At 40.6% G+C, this 15,899-nt stretch carries 13 protein-coding genes, 1 pseudogene and 1 riboswitch; of the genes and pseudogenes, 7 read left to right on the top strand and 7 right to left on the bottom strand.

Annotation, left to right across the window (positions count from 1 at the left end; all coding sequences use genetic code 11):
• Positions 1-6 precede the first annotated feature (6 nt).
• The 6 genes from BBI08_RS12605 (at position 7) to BBI08_RS12580 (ending at position 5,616) form a co-directional block, all read left to right on the top strand.
• Positions 7-942, top strand: coding sequence for an SDR family NAD(P)-dependent oxidoreductase (locus tag BBI08_RS12605; protein WP_008497111.1), 936 nt, complete (start codon positions 7-9; stop codon positions 940-942).
• Positions 943-960: 18 nt separating this feature from the next.
• Positions 961-1,464: a sugar-transfer associated ATP-grasp domain-containing protein gene (locus BBI08_RS12600; protein ID WP_008497112.1), complete on the top strand. Its 504-nt coding sequence runs from the start codon at positions 961-963 to the stop codon at positions 1,462-1,464.
• Between the two features lie 151 nt (positions 1,465-1,615).
• Positions 1,616-2,902 carry a nucleotide sugar dehydrogenase gene (locus BBI08_RS12595; protein ID WP_008497113.1) on the top strand — a complete coding sequence of 429 codons (1,287 nt, stop codon included), beginning with the start codon at positions 1,616-1,618 and terminating at the stop codon, positions 2,900-2,902.
• A 181-nt stretch (positions 2,903-3,083) separates the two neighbouring features.
• Complete coding sequence (locus tag BBI08_RS12590; RefSeq protein WP_008497114.1) at positions 3,084-3,413, top strand: hypothetical protein; 330 nt, start codon at positions 3,084-3,086, stop codon at positions 3,411-3,413.
• A 50-nt stretch (positions 3,414-3,463) separates the two neighbouring features.
• On the top strand, positions 3,464-4,129 hold the full coding sequence (locus BBI08_RS12585; RefSeq protein WP_008497115.1) for a hypothetical protein: 666 nt from the start codon (positions 3,464-3,466) through the stop codon (positions 4,127-4,129).
• 242 nt (positions 4,130-4,371) lie between these two features.
• On the top strand, positions 4,372-5,616 hold the full coding sequence (locus tag BBI08_RS12580; RefSeq protein WP_008497116.1) for an NAD(P)-dependent malic enzyme: 1,245 nt from the start codon (positions 4,372-4,374) through the stop codon (positions 5,614-5,616).
• A gap of 530 nt (positions 5,617-6,146) precedes the next feature.
• Here BBI08_RS12580 and BBI08_RS12575 read toward each other — a convergent pair.
• The 6 genes and pseudogenes from BBI08_RS12575 to BBI08_RS12550 form a co-directional block, all read right to left on the bottom strand.
• Positions 6,147-7,433, bottom strand: a pseudogene (locus BBI08_RS12575) (IS4 family transposase); the annotation flags it as partial.
• Positions 7,434-7,845: 412 nt separating this feature from the next.
• The gene (locus tag BBI08_RS12570; protein ID WP_008498227.1) at positions 7,846-8,592 is read right to left on the bottom strand and encodes an ABC transporter ATP-binding protein; all 747 of its coding nucleotides are present in this window, start codon (positions 8,590-8,592) and stop codon (positions 7,846-7,848) included.
• A gap of 1 nt (position 8,593) precedes the next feature.
• Entirely contained in the window at positions 8,594-10,225 is a 1,632-nt protein-coding gene (locus tag BBI08_RS12565; RefSeq protein WP_008498226.1) for an ABC transporter permease, read from the bottom strand.
• 72 nt (positions 10,226-10,297) lie between these two features.
• A complete protein-coding gene (locus tag BBI08_RS12560) occupies positions 10,298-11,347 on the bottom strand; it encodes a Fe(3+) ABC transporter substrate-binding protein (protein ID WP_008498225.1) in 1,050 nt (349 codons plus the stop codon).
• A gap of 226 nt (positions 11,348-11,573) precedes the next feature.
• The gene (gene metC, locus BBI08_RS12555; RefSeq protein ID WP_008498224.1) at positions 11,574-12,746 is read right to left on the bottom strand and encodes a cystathionine beta-lyase; all 1,173 of its coding nucleotides are present in this window, start codon (positions 12,744-12,746) and stop codon (positions 11,574-11,576) included.
• A complete protein-coding gene (locus BBI08_RS12550) occupies positions 12,730-13,863 on the bottom strand; it encodes a methionine biosynthesis PLP-dependent protein (RefSeq protein WP_008498223.1) in 1,134 nt (377 codons plus the stop codon). The genes metC and BBI08_RS12550 overlap by 17 nt, the downstream gene beginning before the upstream one ends.
• A gap of 74 nt (positions 13,864-13,937) precedes the next feature.
• A riboswitch (SAM riboswitch) is annotated at positions 13,938-14,042 on the bottom strand.
• Between the two features lie 577 nt (positions 14,043-14,619).
• Between BBI08_RS12550 and BBI08_RS12540 the strand changes: the two genes are divergently transcribed.
• Positions 14,620-15,627, top strand: coding sequence for an LLM class flavin-dependent oxidoreductase (locus tag BBI08_RS12540; protein ID WP_008498222.1), 1,008 nt, complete (start codon positions 14,620-14,622; stop codon positions 15,625-15,627).
• Positions 15,628-15,683: 56 nt separating this feature from the next.
• On the opposite strand, the gene BBI08_RS17145 is transcribed toward BBI08_RS12540, so the two are convergent.
• On the bottom strand, positions 15,684-15,854 hold the full coding sequence (locus BBI08_RS17145) for a hypothetical protein (protein ID WP_008498220.1): 171 nt from the start codon (positions 15,852-15,854) through the stop codon (positions 15,684-15,686).
• Positions 15,855-15,899: the final 45 nt, after the last annotated feature.

Here is a 15,899-nt window from a genome sequence, read left to right as displayed (position 1 = left end):
AAACGTATGAAGATCGATAAACGACATATACGCAAAAGTCTTCATCGTTCTCAGAAGACTTTCCTTCTTGCTTATCAGCAGTTCCGTACGTTTGTGTTGGAAGGATTTGAACATTTCGAGCAAAAATTTGAGCACAAAAGCTTATCAAAGATGGAACACCTTACAGGGAAAGTCGTGATGATTACCGGCGCAGATGGAATGATTGGTTCAGAAATCAGTCGTCAGTTGATGGGATTTTCTCCTGAACGTATTTTACTAGTTGGACATGGCCCGCAATCGATTTATACAGTTGAGTATGAGCTAAGAAAGCAATTAGGATATCATTCAGAAATCATACCCATTATCATTAATATTCAAGATAAAAAAAGGCTTTTTGAAGTTGTTGAACGACATATGCCAGATGTTATTTACCATACAGCAGGTAATCACCAAATTGATTTTACAGAAGAACAATTTGTTGAAGCTGTATACGTGAATGCTCTCGGGACAAATAATATTGCAGAAGCAGCGAACCGATATCACGTGGGTGTATTTGTTCAAGTATCTTCGGAACAGGCTGGGAATCCAATTGATTTACTAGAAGCTGCCAAAAGATTATCAGAAGTTATTGTCGAGAGTATTTCGCAAACCAGTTTAACAAAGTACATCATTATTCGACTCCCTGGATTTTTCTTTACTGATCAATTGGCATCAAAGTATTATCCAGTATTTGAGCAGCAAGTAGAAGTTGTCTCCGCAGTTCAAAAGATTCTTCAGATTGGCGGTGCAACTACTGCATTTGATAAAGGCGATTTAACTCAACACAAAAATAAATTTGTTTACACAGAAATTCAAAAACAGAAAGAGCTTAGTCAAATAGAAATGGCAAGTCTATTAAAACAGCTGAAAACAGCTTCTGAGGATGAAGTAAAAGAACTTGTAATATCGGCCATCACGCAATAAACAGAAAGGGTGGAAGAAATGGGAGTAGAAAAATATCATAATGAATATCTTTTCGAAGAAGTTTTTGGAAGGAATACGCCATTCCAAAATGAAGATATGATAGAACAACATCCCTTTTTAAACAAAATTTATCCCTATTCGTTGAATATTATCCATTTGGTGACGTATTGCGAAAACAATACAGTTGCATTGCTAACAGGAAGTTTAGAAATTGGTACAGTTGATAGCGACGTTGGCGTTGAAGAGCAAATTGGAGAACTTTCATGTGGCTTAGATCAGGAAGGAAACTTGAAGCCCTATGCTTATCATTTAAAAACTCTACAAAAAATCGATAAACATCCACAAACACGCTTTGTCTTTGAAGGCAGTAAAGTTCCGAATTTTGACCAACTCAAGGCTTTTGCCATTAACCTTCATATCGAAAATAAAGTAGACGATGTGATTTCTTGGAAGTTTGCTTTAGATTCAAAAGGACAAGCCATTTTGATTACATGGTTGATGGAAAAAGAAAACTTACTTTAAAACGAAAAAATAACACGTGCTATTAACTAGCTTTATCTGATGCAGGTTTATTGAGTGGAGACCTACTAAAAATTGGGCTCAATCTGAACAAAGAGAATGGGCAATCCGAATAGCTCAATGGAAGAGTAGGTAAAGGGGGAAATCTGTCACTATGTTGGACAATCTGAAAATAGCAGTAGTTGGATTGGGTTATGTCGGATTGCCCGTAGCGGTTGCTTTTAATCAAAAATATCCAGTTACAGGCTACGACATAAGTACAGCCAGAATACAGGCATTAATGCTAGGTGTAGATCATACACACGAAATAAGCCGAGAAGAACTTATGAAAGCAACAATTGCTTTCACAACCGATCCTGCAGAATTACAAGATGCAGGTTTTATCATTATAGCTGTGCCATCAGCTCTCGATAAAGAACAGTTACCAGATTTGTCTGCTATAAAAGAAGCGAGTAAATGTGTAGGAAAACATATGAAAAAAGGTGCGGTAGTGGTCTATGAAACAATTGTTGGACCTGGGATGACGGAAGAAATCTGTATTCCCTTACTAGAGAAATATTCGGGATACGAAAATGGGAAGGAATTTTTTGTAGGCTATTCTCCTGCAAGAACTTTACCAGGAGATAAAAAGAATAACTTCAAGACTATGAAGAAAGTAGTTGCTAGCCAAAATGAAGAAGTAACCGAGTTTCTTGCGCTAGTATATGGCAGTATAGTGAATGGTGGAATTTACAAAGCGCCTTCTATCCGAGTTGCCGAAACAGCAAAGTTGATTGAGAACATTCAACGAGATGTTAATGTAGCTTTGATGAATGAATTAGCCTTGATTTGTGAGCGTTTAGAAATTGATACACAGGAAGTATTAGCTACAGCAGGGAGCAAACGGGATTTCGTGAAGACCATGCCAAACTTAGTAGGTGGACAAGGGGTTGAACTCGCATCATTTTATTTAACGGATAAAGTGAAAATGCTTGGTCATAGCTCTGAAGTGATTATGCAAGGACGGAAAATTAATGAACGTATGGGTCAGTTTATTGCACAAGCATTGATGAAAAAAATGATTCAAGAAAATATCACTTTAACTGAGGGGCGTGTCATTATTTTAGGGCTGTCCTTTAAAGAAGATGTTCCCGATTTACGTAACTCTAAAGTGGTAGATATTGTTAATGAATTAAAATTGCATGGAATTGATGTTCAGTTAACTGATCCTTATGCTTCCGCAGAAGATGCTCAAAGTCATTACGAAGCGGACTTATTATCCCATCAAGAATTAAAGCCGGCACATGCAGTTGTTTTAGCTGTTCCCCATAAAGCTTATAAAGACAACAGTTGGAAGCAGTTTGAAGACTTATTAATTGGGCAGCAGGGAATCGTCTTTGATATAAAAGGTGTTCTAGAAGAAGCGAAAAAACCGGGGAAAATTCATTTGTGGCGCTTATAATTGTACATTGGAACCCTCTGCTTTAGGCAGAGGGTTTTTTGGAGAATTATTAAAGTTCATTAGTCATAGTTTATTATAATAGCGGATTTATATGTGGGTGTATTTGAATTATAGAGTCCAACTGTTTTTTCAGAAGTGTAGAAGGGTATGGAATATTATAGAACTAAAGGAGGGCGAAGTTATGGAAATTGTGCCGAAAAAGGATTTGCTAAAGGACCGTTACGGAAATTATTACATGGTATCTTATGCTTCTAAAAAGTCGTTAACGATTGTAAATGCAGCAATGTATCATGCATTCAACCAAATACTAGACGAAGAACTTGTGAAGAAAGTAAAAGCAAAATACCCGAATGATGTAGCCTGTGGAAAATATTTTGCCGATTTAGTTCACGAACAAATTGAACAAATGAATAATTCTAATGAGTCAGGAACTATTTACGATATTGAAGATGTGAAAAAGGAATATGATTTGCATATGAAGCCTTTGTATGATGATTCATTTCATCTATAAAAAGCATTCGATAATCATGTATTCGACTTTTCTAAAGGAGAAGATTCGATATGCTGAAGCTCATTGCTTTTATTTTAGCCTTGCTGTTACTATTGGTAGCCTGTGGTAAAGAAAGTTCAGAAGAACCAAATTCTCTAGACGAGGGTGGTAAGTTAACCGAAGAAGGCTTAGAGAATGGAGAAGAACCTGAAGAGGGGATAGATCCATATGACTTTTTTATGCCTGATGCTTCTACAGCTACTTTTCTTGGAGAAGGAAATGAATACGCGAGTTTTACACTTCGGACAGTTTTTTTGGATGACAAGCACATCGCGACCTATGAAGACAATGGTGGAACAGTGGTGTTAAAAGTTTACAGAATTGGCGATAATTCAGTAGAACTAGTGAAAGAGCAAGCTGAGTTTTATGAAGACTTTGCTGCGAGTTCAGAAGAATTAGAGGCATTACAACCAATTCGAACGTATTTAACTTTGCCGTTAGAAGTAGGAACAGTCATCGGGGACTGGGTAGTTACCCAGTCAAATGGGGTTGCGGCAACCCCATTTGAAAGCTTTGAGAATGTGATTGTTCTTGAAAATGAAGAAACTGAAAACACGATAAACAAAACTTACTTCGCTGAAGGATATGGTGAAGTAAAGCGTGAGTTCCGTATGCTAGAAGAAGGACAAGACGAATTTATCGTAACCTCTGTATTAGAAAGTGTTGAAATGGAGTAACCGAATAGAATGTGAGCCTACCGAAATAGGTAGGCTTTTTTGTGAGGAAAAAGGGACTGCTAGAGCGGTCGCTTGATTGTTCATTGTCTAAAAACACCGATTAAACAGATTTATTTGAACCAATTAAATTTTAATGCTTTATCAGCCTAAAGTCTGAATATTAGTTAAATTAATTGAAAACTCTTTCAATTATCTCAATACCCTTTATAATGAACAATTATGAACCTAAGGAGATGAGGCAAATGTCCAATCTAAAAAATGATTCGCTACAATTGCATAGAACGCATCAAGGGAAGCTGGAAGTTCGTTCAAAAGTAGCGGTAGAAAACGAAAGGGACTTAAGTCTCGCTTATTCTCCAGGAGTAGCGGAGCCGTGCAGAGAAATCGCAGCTGATCCATCGAAAGTTCACGATTATACGATGAAAAGCAATATGGTCGCAGTTGTAACAGACGGTACAGCTGTTCTCGGTCTTGGTAATATCGGTCCACTTGCTGCATTGCCAGTTATGGAAGGAAAAGCGATTTTGTTTAAGGAGTTTGCGGGCGTGGATGCATTTCCTATCTGTTTAGATACAACAGATGCAGAAACTATCATCCAGACGGTAAAATTACTTGAACCAGGTTTTGGAGGCGTCAACTTGGAAGACATTTCTGCCCCAACTTGTTTTATTGTGGAAGAACGTCTGAAAAAAGAAATGGGTATTCCCGTGTTTCATGACGATCAACATGGCACAGCTATTGTTACACTAGCAGGCTTGATCAATGCATTGAAATTGGTCGGAAAAGACGTGCAGGAAACGAAAATTGTCGTTAACGGTGCAGGAGCTGCAGGTATTGCTATTGTCAAATTACTAAGTAAATTTGGCTTTGCCCATCTGATTATGTGCGATACAAAAGGAGCCATTTATAAAGATCGTAAAAATGGAATGAATCCATTTAAAGCTGAAGTAGCTGAGATGAGCAATTATGAACGTAAAGAAGGTCTACTAGCGGATGTGATACAAGGAGCAGATGTCTTTATCGGCGTATCAGCTGAAGGGGCATTGACTGAAGATATGGTCCGGACGATGAATAGCGATGCTATCATCTTTGCAATGGCAAATCCAAACCCTGAAATTCTTCCACATTTGGCAAAACAGGCTGGAGCACGAGTTGTTGGAACAGGGCGTTCTGACTTCCCAAACCAAGTAAATAACGTTTTGGCTTTCCCGGGGCTCTTTAGAGGGGCTTTAGATGTATTGGCTACCGATATCAACGATGCCATGAAAATCGCTGCAGTCGAAGCGATAGCGGGCTTGCTGGAGACAGACGAGTTGCACGAAGGTTACGTGATCCCAAAACCATTTGATTTGCGTGTAGCTTCAGCTGTAGCTGCGGCAGTTGCTAAAGCTGCTATCGAAACAGGAGTTGCACGAAAAATAATTGCAACAGATGACTTAAAGCAAAAAACAGCCAGTTTATCGGCAGTTGGCGAAAATCAGAATTAAGAGTAAAACCATCCGGAAAAACGGATGGTTTCAGCTTGTAGACAAAAGTATAATTATAATCAGTAGAGAATGAATATTTATTTCATCTTGTTATACCGGATTCTGCGCTCCAGGCGGGCGCTTTCCGCGGGCTTGCGCCGAACTAACTCGGGCTAATTGCCCGAGTGGATTTCGTCGCTTCGCTATCCCGCAGGAGTCGCCGCCTTGCGCTTAGAATCTTAGCGTGCCGCAATTACCAAGCATATTAATATTCTTTAAGTATGAAATAGATAAATAGTCTGCTTTCTTTGATTAAAGCTTCATGCCTCCAATCGGGTTGGTCACGAAGACCATGCGCGTCAACTTAAGCTGTTTCTTAAAGCTATATTTCCGAGTAAGTGAAAATTTCACACCTTTTCTATCCTTCGTTCAAAAGAGGTTTTATCTTTTTTCGAACGGGGGATAGTATGACTAGTAACGCTGAACTTGAGGGCGCGACAAATAAACATTCTCATTTCCCCAAATTTTGAGTGTCTATCTGTCTTTTAGGCCTATAGCCAGTTGATCGGACCGGGTTTCCAGACTTTCTTCCGACCAATGGCGTTCAGGGTTAGCTCGATTTTTTGATGGATGCATTGCCAATCCGTTCCGTCACGGATGCGCCAATGCATCCCTATTTTTTTGGAAATTTCGTGGATGGCAATCTGTTCGCTTAACACAAAATGCCGCTCTTTCCAGAAACGGACCCGTAATTGATAGGCAACCAACGTACTGAGAAGTAAAAGGATCAATTCTGCATAGATATGACATTCCCAACGAGCTTGTTTCATGCGGCGAAACTGATCCAGTTTCAGGTTGCTCTTCCAGGAGCGAAAGAGGAGTTCGATTTGCCAACGATACCGGTAGAGCGCAACGATTTCTTCTGTGGGAACCTTGTCTGGAAGGTTCGTCACTAACATGGATACGCCCACTAAATCTAGCGATTTTTGTTTAATGGTACCGTGTTTGGTCTGGTCACGGCGTTTCACTCGATAGGCTTGGCGTCGCTGTTCGGCCGCTGTCATTCGATAGAGCACGAGACGACAGGGCAACTTCTTATGCCTGCCCAGATAGACCCGTGGGTAATTGCGTATTTCTCCTGGGTGAAGTGTCTTCATTTCTTCTTTTATAAAAAGTTGCTCATATGCAGACCTTTCCACCATTTTTCCATTTGGGTGGTCGCGAGGCGTTGGATGGTCGATATAAAACATCGTATCGGTCCGGGCTCGGCTAACATAAAAAGCATGTTCCTCATTGATTTGTTCAAACGTGGTGTATTGATAATACCCAAGGTCTTGTAAAAACAAGTCCCCCTTCCGTATCGTGTCCAACCGCTCGCGACCAGCTGGACAATCTGCAGCTTTTGCGGGTTGAATCTTCACATACTGAAACTGACCGGTGAGGTAGTCAACTTCAACTTGAAATTTGACGCCTGCCCCCACCGAACTAGGATAGTCGCTCTGGCAATTAGACGAAAGCGCGACTGTTGTGCCATCCAGTATCCGGATGCGATTGAAGGGAAGCGTGGTTGCCAATTGAATGCCCGGTAGGGGCAAGCTTTTTTGGAGCTCAAACAAGGCAAAAAACACCTCTTGTAAAAAAAGAACCGTGTGTTCATTCAAACGCTTGTTCAATGCCTCTTTGGATAGCGGGACCTGATGAATAGCCAAGTCCGAACAGAGTTCGGATAAGGAATGGTCACTGAGAGTTCCGGGAGATGAAAACAGGAGCTTCATAAAAGAACTGACAGTCAACTTCCGTTTTCTCTGGACAAATTGAGTTGCTTTAGCGAGAGCTTCAAGGTTTCCTGGGTGATAGAAACTGGAACAATCGCGTCAGATGGTAAGTTGCATGGTTCCGTTTCATAAAAAAACGCCTCCTTTAATTGATGGTATTCTTCTTTACCATCAATTAAAGGAGGCTAATCACCTGATATTTCTTAAGTTGACGCGCATGGTCACGAAGACTCCTGTGGGACAGCGAAAGCTGAAGACCCCGCAGGAACGCTAGTGACGAGGAGGCTGAAGCTGAGCCCACCGGAAAGCGAAGTGGCCAGTCCGATTGGAGGTTATACACCGCTATTCACTTTAATAAGAATTTGTCTACAGTCTGAAACCATCCGGAAAAACGGATGGTTTTTTTATGCAGCTCGCTTTAAATCTTAAAAAATAGCCAACACAGCTTTCTCTTAAGAAAGCGTGTTGGCTATTTTTAGCTATGAACTAATTCTTTTTCTTCTACAGCAGGAAAGGGTTCACTATGACCTTCTTGACGGTAAACATCGAGTAAATCACATGGGCGACCGATAAAATCCGTCTGCCCATTTTTGATTTTGACAATACGGTCAGCCAAAATGTGAGCATCTTTTTCATCGTGCGTAACAAAGATTGACGTGATATTGGCTTTTTTTAGAATATCACGTAATTCTTTCCGTATCTTTTCTTGCAGTTCTGCATCCAAATTACTGAATGGTTCATCAAGTAAGAGAAGATGAGGGTTTGGCGCAAGCGCTCTAGCAATCGCTACACGCTGTTGTTGTCCACCACTCAGTTGATGGGGATAACGATTTTCATACCCTTGCAATTCAACAAGCTCTAACACTTCTTGGAGACGTTGCTGTTTGGCAGATTTTTTCATGCGAAACAGTCCAAATAAGATATTATTAGCAACCGTCATATGAGGGAAAAGTGCATAATCTTGAAAAACCATGCCGATGCCACGCTTCTCGGGCTGTATAAATGTTTTATTATCACAGAGAACTTGATCTTGAATCGTTACTTTGCCAACTGAGGGATTTTCAAGTCCAGCAAGAAGACGGAGAACCGTACTTTTTCCGCTTCCGCTTCGGCCAAGAATGGAGATAACTTCACCTTTTTCAATCTCTAAAGAGAAATTATCAAGTGCAACAGCTTTTGTATTTGGATAAGAAAAACAAAGATTTTCAATGGTTACGAACATATTAATCCAACTCCTTTTCCAAAAACTTGTAGAAGACCATAATTGCCAGAGCACTAATACCAACAATCAATAAAGAAGCTTGAGAAGCTTCCATGATTTTTTCGTCGCTGGCATATTGGAAAGCTTTCGTAGAAAGTGTATCAAAATTAAATGGTCTTAAAATTAAAGTTAATGGAATTTCTTTTAGTACATCGATAAAGACTAGAATAAATCCACTAATGATCGCGCCTTTCATCATCGGCATATCTACTTTAAAGAATGTTCTTGTTAGTCCTGCTCCTAAAAGGCGAGAAGCATCTTGGAAGTCCGTACCGATTTTATCGTAACCGGTCTCAATCGAGCTATAGCCAATGGCGAAAAATCGAATGATATAAGCAGTAACAAGTAAGATAAGACTAACACTGAGTACGAGTGTCGATTTTGTGCCCACTAATTGATAAAGCGGTGCTAAAAAATTGTCTAATGCCACAAAGGCAGTTACAACGGCAACTGCAATAACAGCTCCAGGAATAGAGTAACCGAGAACAGTCAATTTCGGCAACAATTTAGCAATTCTGCCGTGCACAAGTCGGGCAAAATTACCAACAATTAATGAGAAAACAATAATGGTAGCGGCACTAATACCTGCCACAAACACTGAGTTTTTTATATAAGATATAAATTCATCTAGAGGGATAGTTCCAAAAGTTAATATCGTCCAGTCGATCAATTGAATTATTGGGATGAAAAAGCCTAATGCTAATATTGCAAAGCCATATCCGGCTGCTGCAAATGCTTTCCATCCAGTTAACCGAATTAGCGGCAATGGGCGTACTTTAGTGGAAGAATAGCTGTATTGACGTCTCCCGCGAAGAATTTTCTCAATCAGCAAAATGATAATAACAAAGCCCATTAAAGAGGCTGCGAGTTTAATCGACGTTTCAATATCCCCTAAACCAAACCAGCTTTGGAAAATTGCTGTCGTAAACGTCTGGATGCCGTAATATTTTACAACGCCGTAATCATTTAAAACTTCTAAGATGACTAAACTGGCGCCTGCAATAATCGAAATACGTGAAATCGGAACAACCACTTGGAAAAAGGTTCGCCAAGGGCCTTTTCCTAGAAGTCGTGTACTTTCAATGAGCGAAGCGGATTGTTGAGAAAGAAAAACTTGTGTAATGGTATAAACGTAAGGATACAAGAAGACAGTATAGATAAAAATTGCACCTGGTAAATTCATGATGTCAAAGTATACAGGATTGAGTTCCATATTAAACAGTCCGCGAAGTGTCGACTGGATCACCCCGGTATAATTGAAGATTCCATGATAGGTGTAAGCTCCGATAAAAGGAGGAATAGAAAGAGGCAAGATCAAAGCCCATTTCAAAAATTTTCGGAAAGGAAACTGGTACTGGGCAATCAGCCAAGCTAAACTCAAACCGATGAAAATCGTTGAAACTGCTGTGGCAACAACGAGAATCAAGGAGTTTTTGACAAACGACCAGAGGACGAATTCTTTCATATGCTCCCAATTTTCATTAGAGGGGGTGAATAACCCTGTCACAATTGTCATGTTCGGCAAAAACAGTGCAGCTATAATAGCGATAGCTGCGACCGTCCAAATATTTATATTAGCGAGTCTTCGTTGCATAGCATTAGTCACCTTTCCAATCGTCAGAAATCCCTTGCCGTTATAGAATACAGCAAGGGAACAGCTTTTTGATTATTTCCAGCCTACTTCGTTAAAGATTAAAATCGACTTGGCGTTGTTGTCTCCCAGTGAAGAAAGTGGGATATCTTGTTCTTTGAATTCGCCCCATGATTTCAATAGCTCAGAAGGTTCAACAGCTGAGTTTACTGGGTATTCATAGTTAGCTTCTGCAAAAGTGCCTTGTGCTTCAGGTGCAGAAAGGAATTCAAGTAATTTTATCGCGTTTTCTTTGTTTTTAGCAGTTTTAACGACACCTGCACCACTAACGTTAACGTGAGTTCCAGTTGTTTCTTGGTTCGGGAAGTAAAGTCCAAGACCTTCTGCAACTTCTACTTCAGCAGCATCTTCAGAATTTAACATTTGACCGAAATAGTAGCTGTTCATAATCGCAACATCGCCAACTCCAGCTGCAATCGCTTTTGCTTGATCACGATCTCCACCTTCAGGGTCACGTGCGAAGTTATTAACAAGGCCTGCAGCCCATTCTTTTGCTTTTTCTTCACCATCAATTTCGATAAATGAAGCAAGTAGAGATTGGTTGTAAATGTTTTCTGAGCTACGGATCAATACGCGACCATTCCACTGATCTTCAGTTAATGCATCGTAAGTTGATAACTCTTCAGGTGATACTGTGTCTTGGTTATAAACAATTACACGAGCACGTTTCGTTAAACCGTACCACATTTGATCTGTATCACGGTAGTTCTCAGGAATTTGCTCATCCAATAAGTCACTTGTTACAGATTGCAACAAATCATCTTCTTTTGCACGGTATAGACGGCCTGCATCGGCAGTTAAGAATAAATCTGCTTCAGTAGCATCGCCTTCGCGTTTGATGCGTTCAAGTAATTCGTCTGCATCGCCTTTGATCAAGTTGACTTTAATGCCTGTTTCTTCTTCGAATTTTTTATAGAGTTCGTCGTCTACATCATAATGTCTTGCTGTATATAGATTAACTTCATTACCATCTGTTTCTTCTTTTTGTTCAGCTGCATCGTCGTTTCCACAAGCTGCTAAAACAAGAAGTAACAATGCTAAGATAAGATATAAGGATTTCTTCATGTATGTCTCTCCCTTTATATATGTAATTGAGAAGTTAAATGAAAATCATTCTCAACCTCAATTATAAAGAGCTAATTGAGAATGTCAATTAGAAACAGCCAACTATCTTAATTTTTTTGGAATTGTGTCTAAAAAATGAGTTCATTAAATTTCATCATTTATAAAATTAAAAAGCATCTTTTCCCAGCTTGGGGAAAGGATGCTGTTCGATTTAGCAAGCTACTGTTCAATTTGCAATACTCAATCCGTTGCGGCGTGCGACTTGAACAAGTGCTTGGTTTAAATCCTGTACCAAGTCATCGGAATGCTCAAGGCCTACTGAATAACGCAATAAGCCGTCGGTAATACCGCGTTTTTCACGTTCTTCTTCAGGCATAGAGCCGTGGGACATTGTAGCGGGGTAAGATAATATTGATTCGACTGCACCTAGGCTGACCGCAAATACTGGAATTCTCAAATGTTCTACAAATACTCGAGCGGATTTTTTATCAGCTAAGCGGAAAGAGAGGACAGCTCCAGCACTCTTCGCCTGACGTTCGTGTATGGGATTGCCCGGATGAAATGAAAACCCTGGGTAATAAACTTCTTCAATTAATGGATGGTTGTGCAAGTATTCAGCAATCACACGAGCGGATTCGGATGATTGACCTAAACGAGCGCCTAAAGTTTTGATGCCTTGAATAAGTAAATAAGAATCTTGTGCTCCTAAAACGGAACCAAACGTGTTTTGGATAAAGGCTAGACGATTGCCAAGTTCTTCGTCTTTCGTGACGGCGAGTCCGGCGATAATGTCACTATGACCCGACAAGAATTTTGTAGCGCTGTGTAGAACAATATCGGCACCGAGTGCTAACGGGTTTTGATAGAGCGGTGTCATAAATGTATTGTCGACGAATGTTAAACAACCATTCGCTTTTGCTAATTTTGCAGCGATTTCAATATCTGTAATGTTCATAACAGGGTTTGAAGGCGTTTCTAAGTAAATAACTTTTGTGTTTGGTTGAATAGCATGGGCCATTTCATCCAAATCAGTCATATTTACAAATGTATATTCAATCTTGAATTTATCCAAAACTTCTGTGATGAAACGGTATGTGCCTCCGTAAACATCTTCGGAAACAAGTACGTGATCACCAGAAGATAAAAGCATAAAAGCAGAAGAGATGGCAGCCATTCCCGATGAAAAGGCAAAACCACGAGTGCCCCCTTCGAGTTTTGCGATCGTCTCTTCGAGTGCAAGACGAGTAGGATTACCCGAGCGACTATAATCAAAAGGACCAAAAGAATCTAAGCTTTTCTGATGAAATGTAGACGACAAATAGATCGGTACGTTAACGGCCCCAGTAAGTGGATCTACTCCGGTAGAGTGAATAAACTTGGTTTCAATACGATCGGTCATATTCAACAACCTCCTCTTTCAATTTTGAAAATGCTTGTGTTAAGTCAGCGATTAAATCGTCAGCTAGTTCAACGCCTACAGAGAAACGCAATAGACGGTTGCATACGCCGCGTTTTGTGCGTTCTTCAAAAGGGATATCTGCATGAGTTTGAGTGGCAGGGTAAGTGATAAAGCTTTCAACACCGCCAAGACTTTCAGCAAACGTGATGAGCTTAATATTTTCTAGAAATGGTCCAACCCAAGCTTCTTTCTGCAATCGGAAAGATAACATGCCGCCTTTACCCGGATACAATACGTCCGTTACAACCGGCTGATGAGACAAGAATTCTGCAATTGCTTTGGCATTCGCTTCGTGTTGTCTCATACGTAATGGTAATGTCTTTAATCCTCGAACCAATAACCAACAGTCGAAAGGAGAGAGGACAGCCCCAACCGAGTTGTGGAATGTGGCTAGTTTGTCGCAAATCTTTTCGCCTTTAGCAGCCACAAGTCCAGCTAACACATCATTATGACCACCGATGTATTTAGTGGCGCTGTGAATCACGATATCTGCTCCTAGCTTGATAGGTTGTTGGAAAAAAGGTGTTAAAAATGTATTATCTACTATTAATAGGAGTTTGTGTTTTTTCGCTAATGCGGCATAGGCCACAAGATCAATTTCCTGCATGAGTGGATTAGTAGGTGTTTCGATAAAAAGAGCTCGAGTGTTTATTGTTATTTTCTTTTCTGTATCTTGTGTGTTTTTAAATTCAGCATATATTGGATGGATGTTATAAGCGGCTGCGAAATGATCTAATAGGCGATACGTACCTCCGTAAATATCTTCTGGTACTAATAATTCATCGCCAGGTCGGAATAATGACAAAACCAGTTGGATAGCGGCCATTCCAGAACTGCATGCATATGCGGCATCAGCCCCTTCAAGTTCTGCAAATCCTTCTTCTAAAACAGAACGTGTCGGGTTTTTCGTCCGTGTGTAATCATAACCAGTCGATTGTCCAAGACCTTGATGCTCATAAGCTGTAGATAAGTAAATAGGCGGGTTTACCGCTCCTGTCGTGGCATCGCTGCGGTTCCCTAATTGAACCAATAAAGTTTCTAAACTATGTTTTGTCATTTTGCTCATCCTCTCCACGATAAAACAGGGGCTTTCTTCTTTTAAGAAGAAAGCCCCTGTCAGGAAACGCATTCTTCTCATCTTTTAGGCAAAGCCTATTGGATTTAGCACCGTAGTCTTCGTCAGACTGGTTGCTGAGACTTCACAGGGCCAAATCCCTCCGTCTCTCTAGATAAGAAATATCCTATTAAATTTATGGTGTTTCTGTTTCGATGTTCCTTATCATAAATCATTTGCTAGAGGAAAGCAAGAGAAAATTTTAATTAGTTAGAATAAAAAGAAAAAAGGTTAGAGCGGCCGGAGCTGACCAGGCACTTTCACTTTTCTTGTTGTCTAGCTCCAGTGGCTAGTCCCTCGGGGTCTTAAGTCAGCCCACTACGGAAATCAGGATTTCCTACGTGTTCTGCCTTAAGCCTGTCGGGACTACATAGCCACTTCTGCTTTTCTTATTGTCTAGCTTCAGCTGCCAGCTCCTCGGCCTTGCCACCAATGGCAGAAAAACGCCATTGACGGCAAGGCTTCCAGCGCTTGTCGGAGCTACATGGCAGCTTGCGCTTTTCTTGTTGTCCAGTTGCAAGTGCCTAGCTCCTCGGGTCATAAGTCAACCCAGCTGTGTGGCAAAGAACGCCACCCTGCTGGTCTGTCTTATGCCTGTCGGAGCTGACCAGGCACTTTCACTTTTCGTGACATGAGCAGAAAAAGGGATGTTTTTGTTAAACATCGCTACAATGGAGATGAATAGGAGTGAAAATCATTATGCAAATTAAGAAATTCGAAAATATTCCACTGGCTGTGCTTGATTTGGCACCGATTAATGAAGGTGCAGAAACGGCGCAGGCATTCAAAAATAGCGTTGAATTGGCGCAACATGTGGAGTCCTTAGGCTTTAACCGCTTTTGGTTAGCTGAACATCATAATATGCCGGGAATTGGTAGTTCGGCTACATCTGTGTTAATCGGCCATATTGCAGGTGCGACTAAATCGATCCGTGTCGGTTCGGGTGGCGTTATGCTTCCAAATCATGCACCGCTAGTTATTGCGGAGCAGTTTGGTACCTTAGAAACGATTTATCCAGGGCGCATCGACTTAGGTTTAGGACGTGCACCCGGGAGTGATCAAGCAACGGCTCATGCATTGCGTCGAAGCTTACACAGTAATGGGGAGGACTTTCCGCAACAAGTAGCAGAACTGGAAAATTATTTCTCAGAAAATCCAGTAGGACGTGTACGAGCTTTCCCAGGAACTAATATGAAAGTGCCAATGTGGTTACTCGGCTCAAGTGGCTTTAGTGCACAGCTTGCTGCTTTAAAAGGTTTGCCATTTTCATTTGCTAGTCATTTTGCGCCTGATTATATGATGCAAGCTTTGCAGTTGTATCATCAGAATTTTAAGCCATCCAAAGCATTAACGGAACCATACGCTATGCTTGGTGTAAATGTTATTATTGCGGAAACACAAGAGCGCGCAGAATGGTTGGCAACTTCCTCACAACAGCAAATGTTCTCGTTGATGAGGGGAGAGCCGACAACATTCCAACCACCGATTGATAAGTTGGAAGACGTTTGGTCAGATCGTGAAATTGCAATTTTCCGAGATAAATTAAACTCTGAATCGATGATTGTCGGAACACCCGAACTCGTCAAACAAAAGCTGAAAAACTTTATCCAAAAAACGCATGCGAATGAAGTAATTGTCCACTCACCAATTTTCAATCACGACGAACGTTTGCAGTCTTACGATTATCTAGCAGAAATGATGAACTAAGAAAAAATATGTACAAAAAATCACCTCTCTATTTAAAGAGAGGTGATTTTTTAATGTTAATGAAGATCTTTCGCTTTTGCTTCTTCACGGCGACGTTCTTTTAACATCTCGTTTTCTTCATCGGCTGCAAAATCTGGTGCACCTTCGCCAATCATATTCAGAATTGCATTAAAGTCATCTTCTAATTGAAGCTCGACTTCTCGTGGATCAATTACTTTGCGTTCCATTATGACCAACCTCCTCATTTGATAGCCAGCAGCCAGCAGCCGGAT

Source organism: Planococcus halocryophilus (assembly GCF_001687585.2).
Lineage (GTDB): Bacteria > Bacillota > Bacilli > Bacillales_A > Planococcaceae > Planococcus > Planococcus halocryophilus.
Note: the sequence above shows the minus strand (reverse complement) of the source record. Positions and strands in the feature narration are given on the sequence as shown.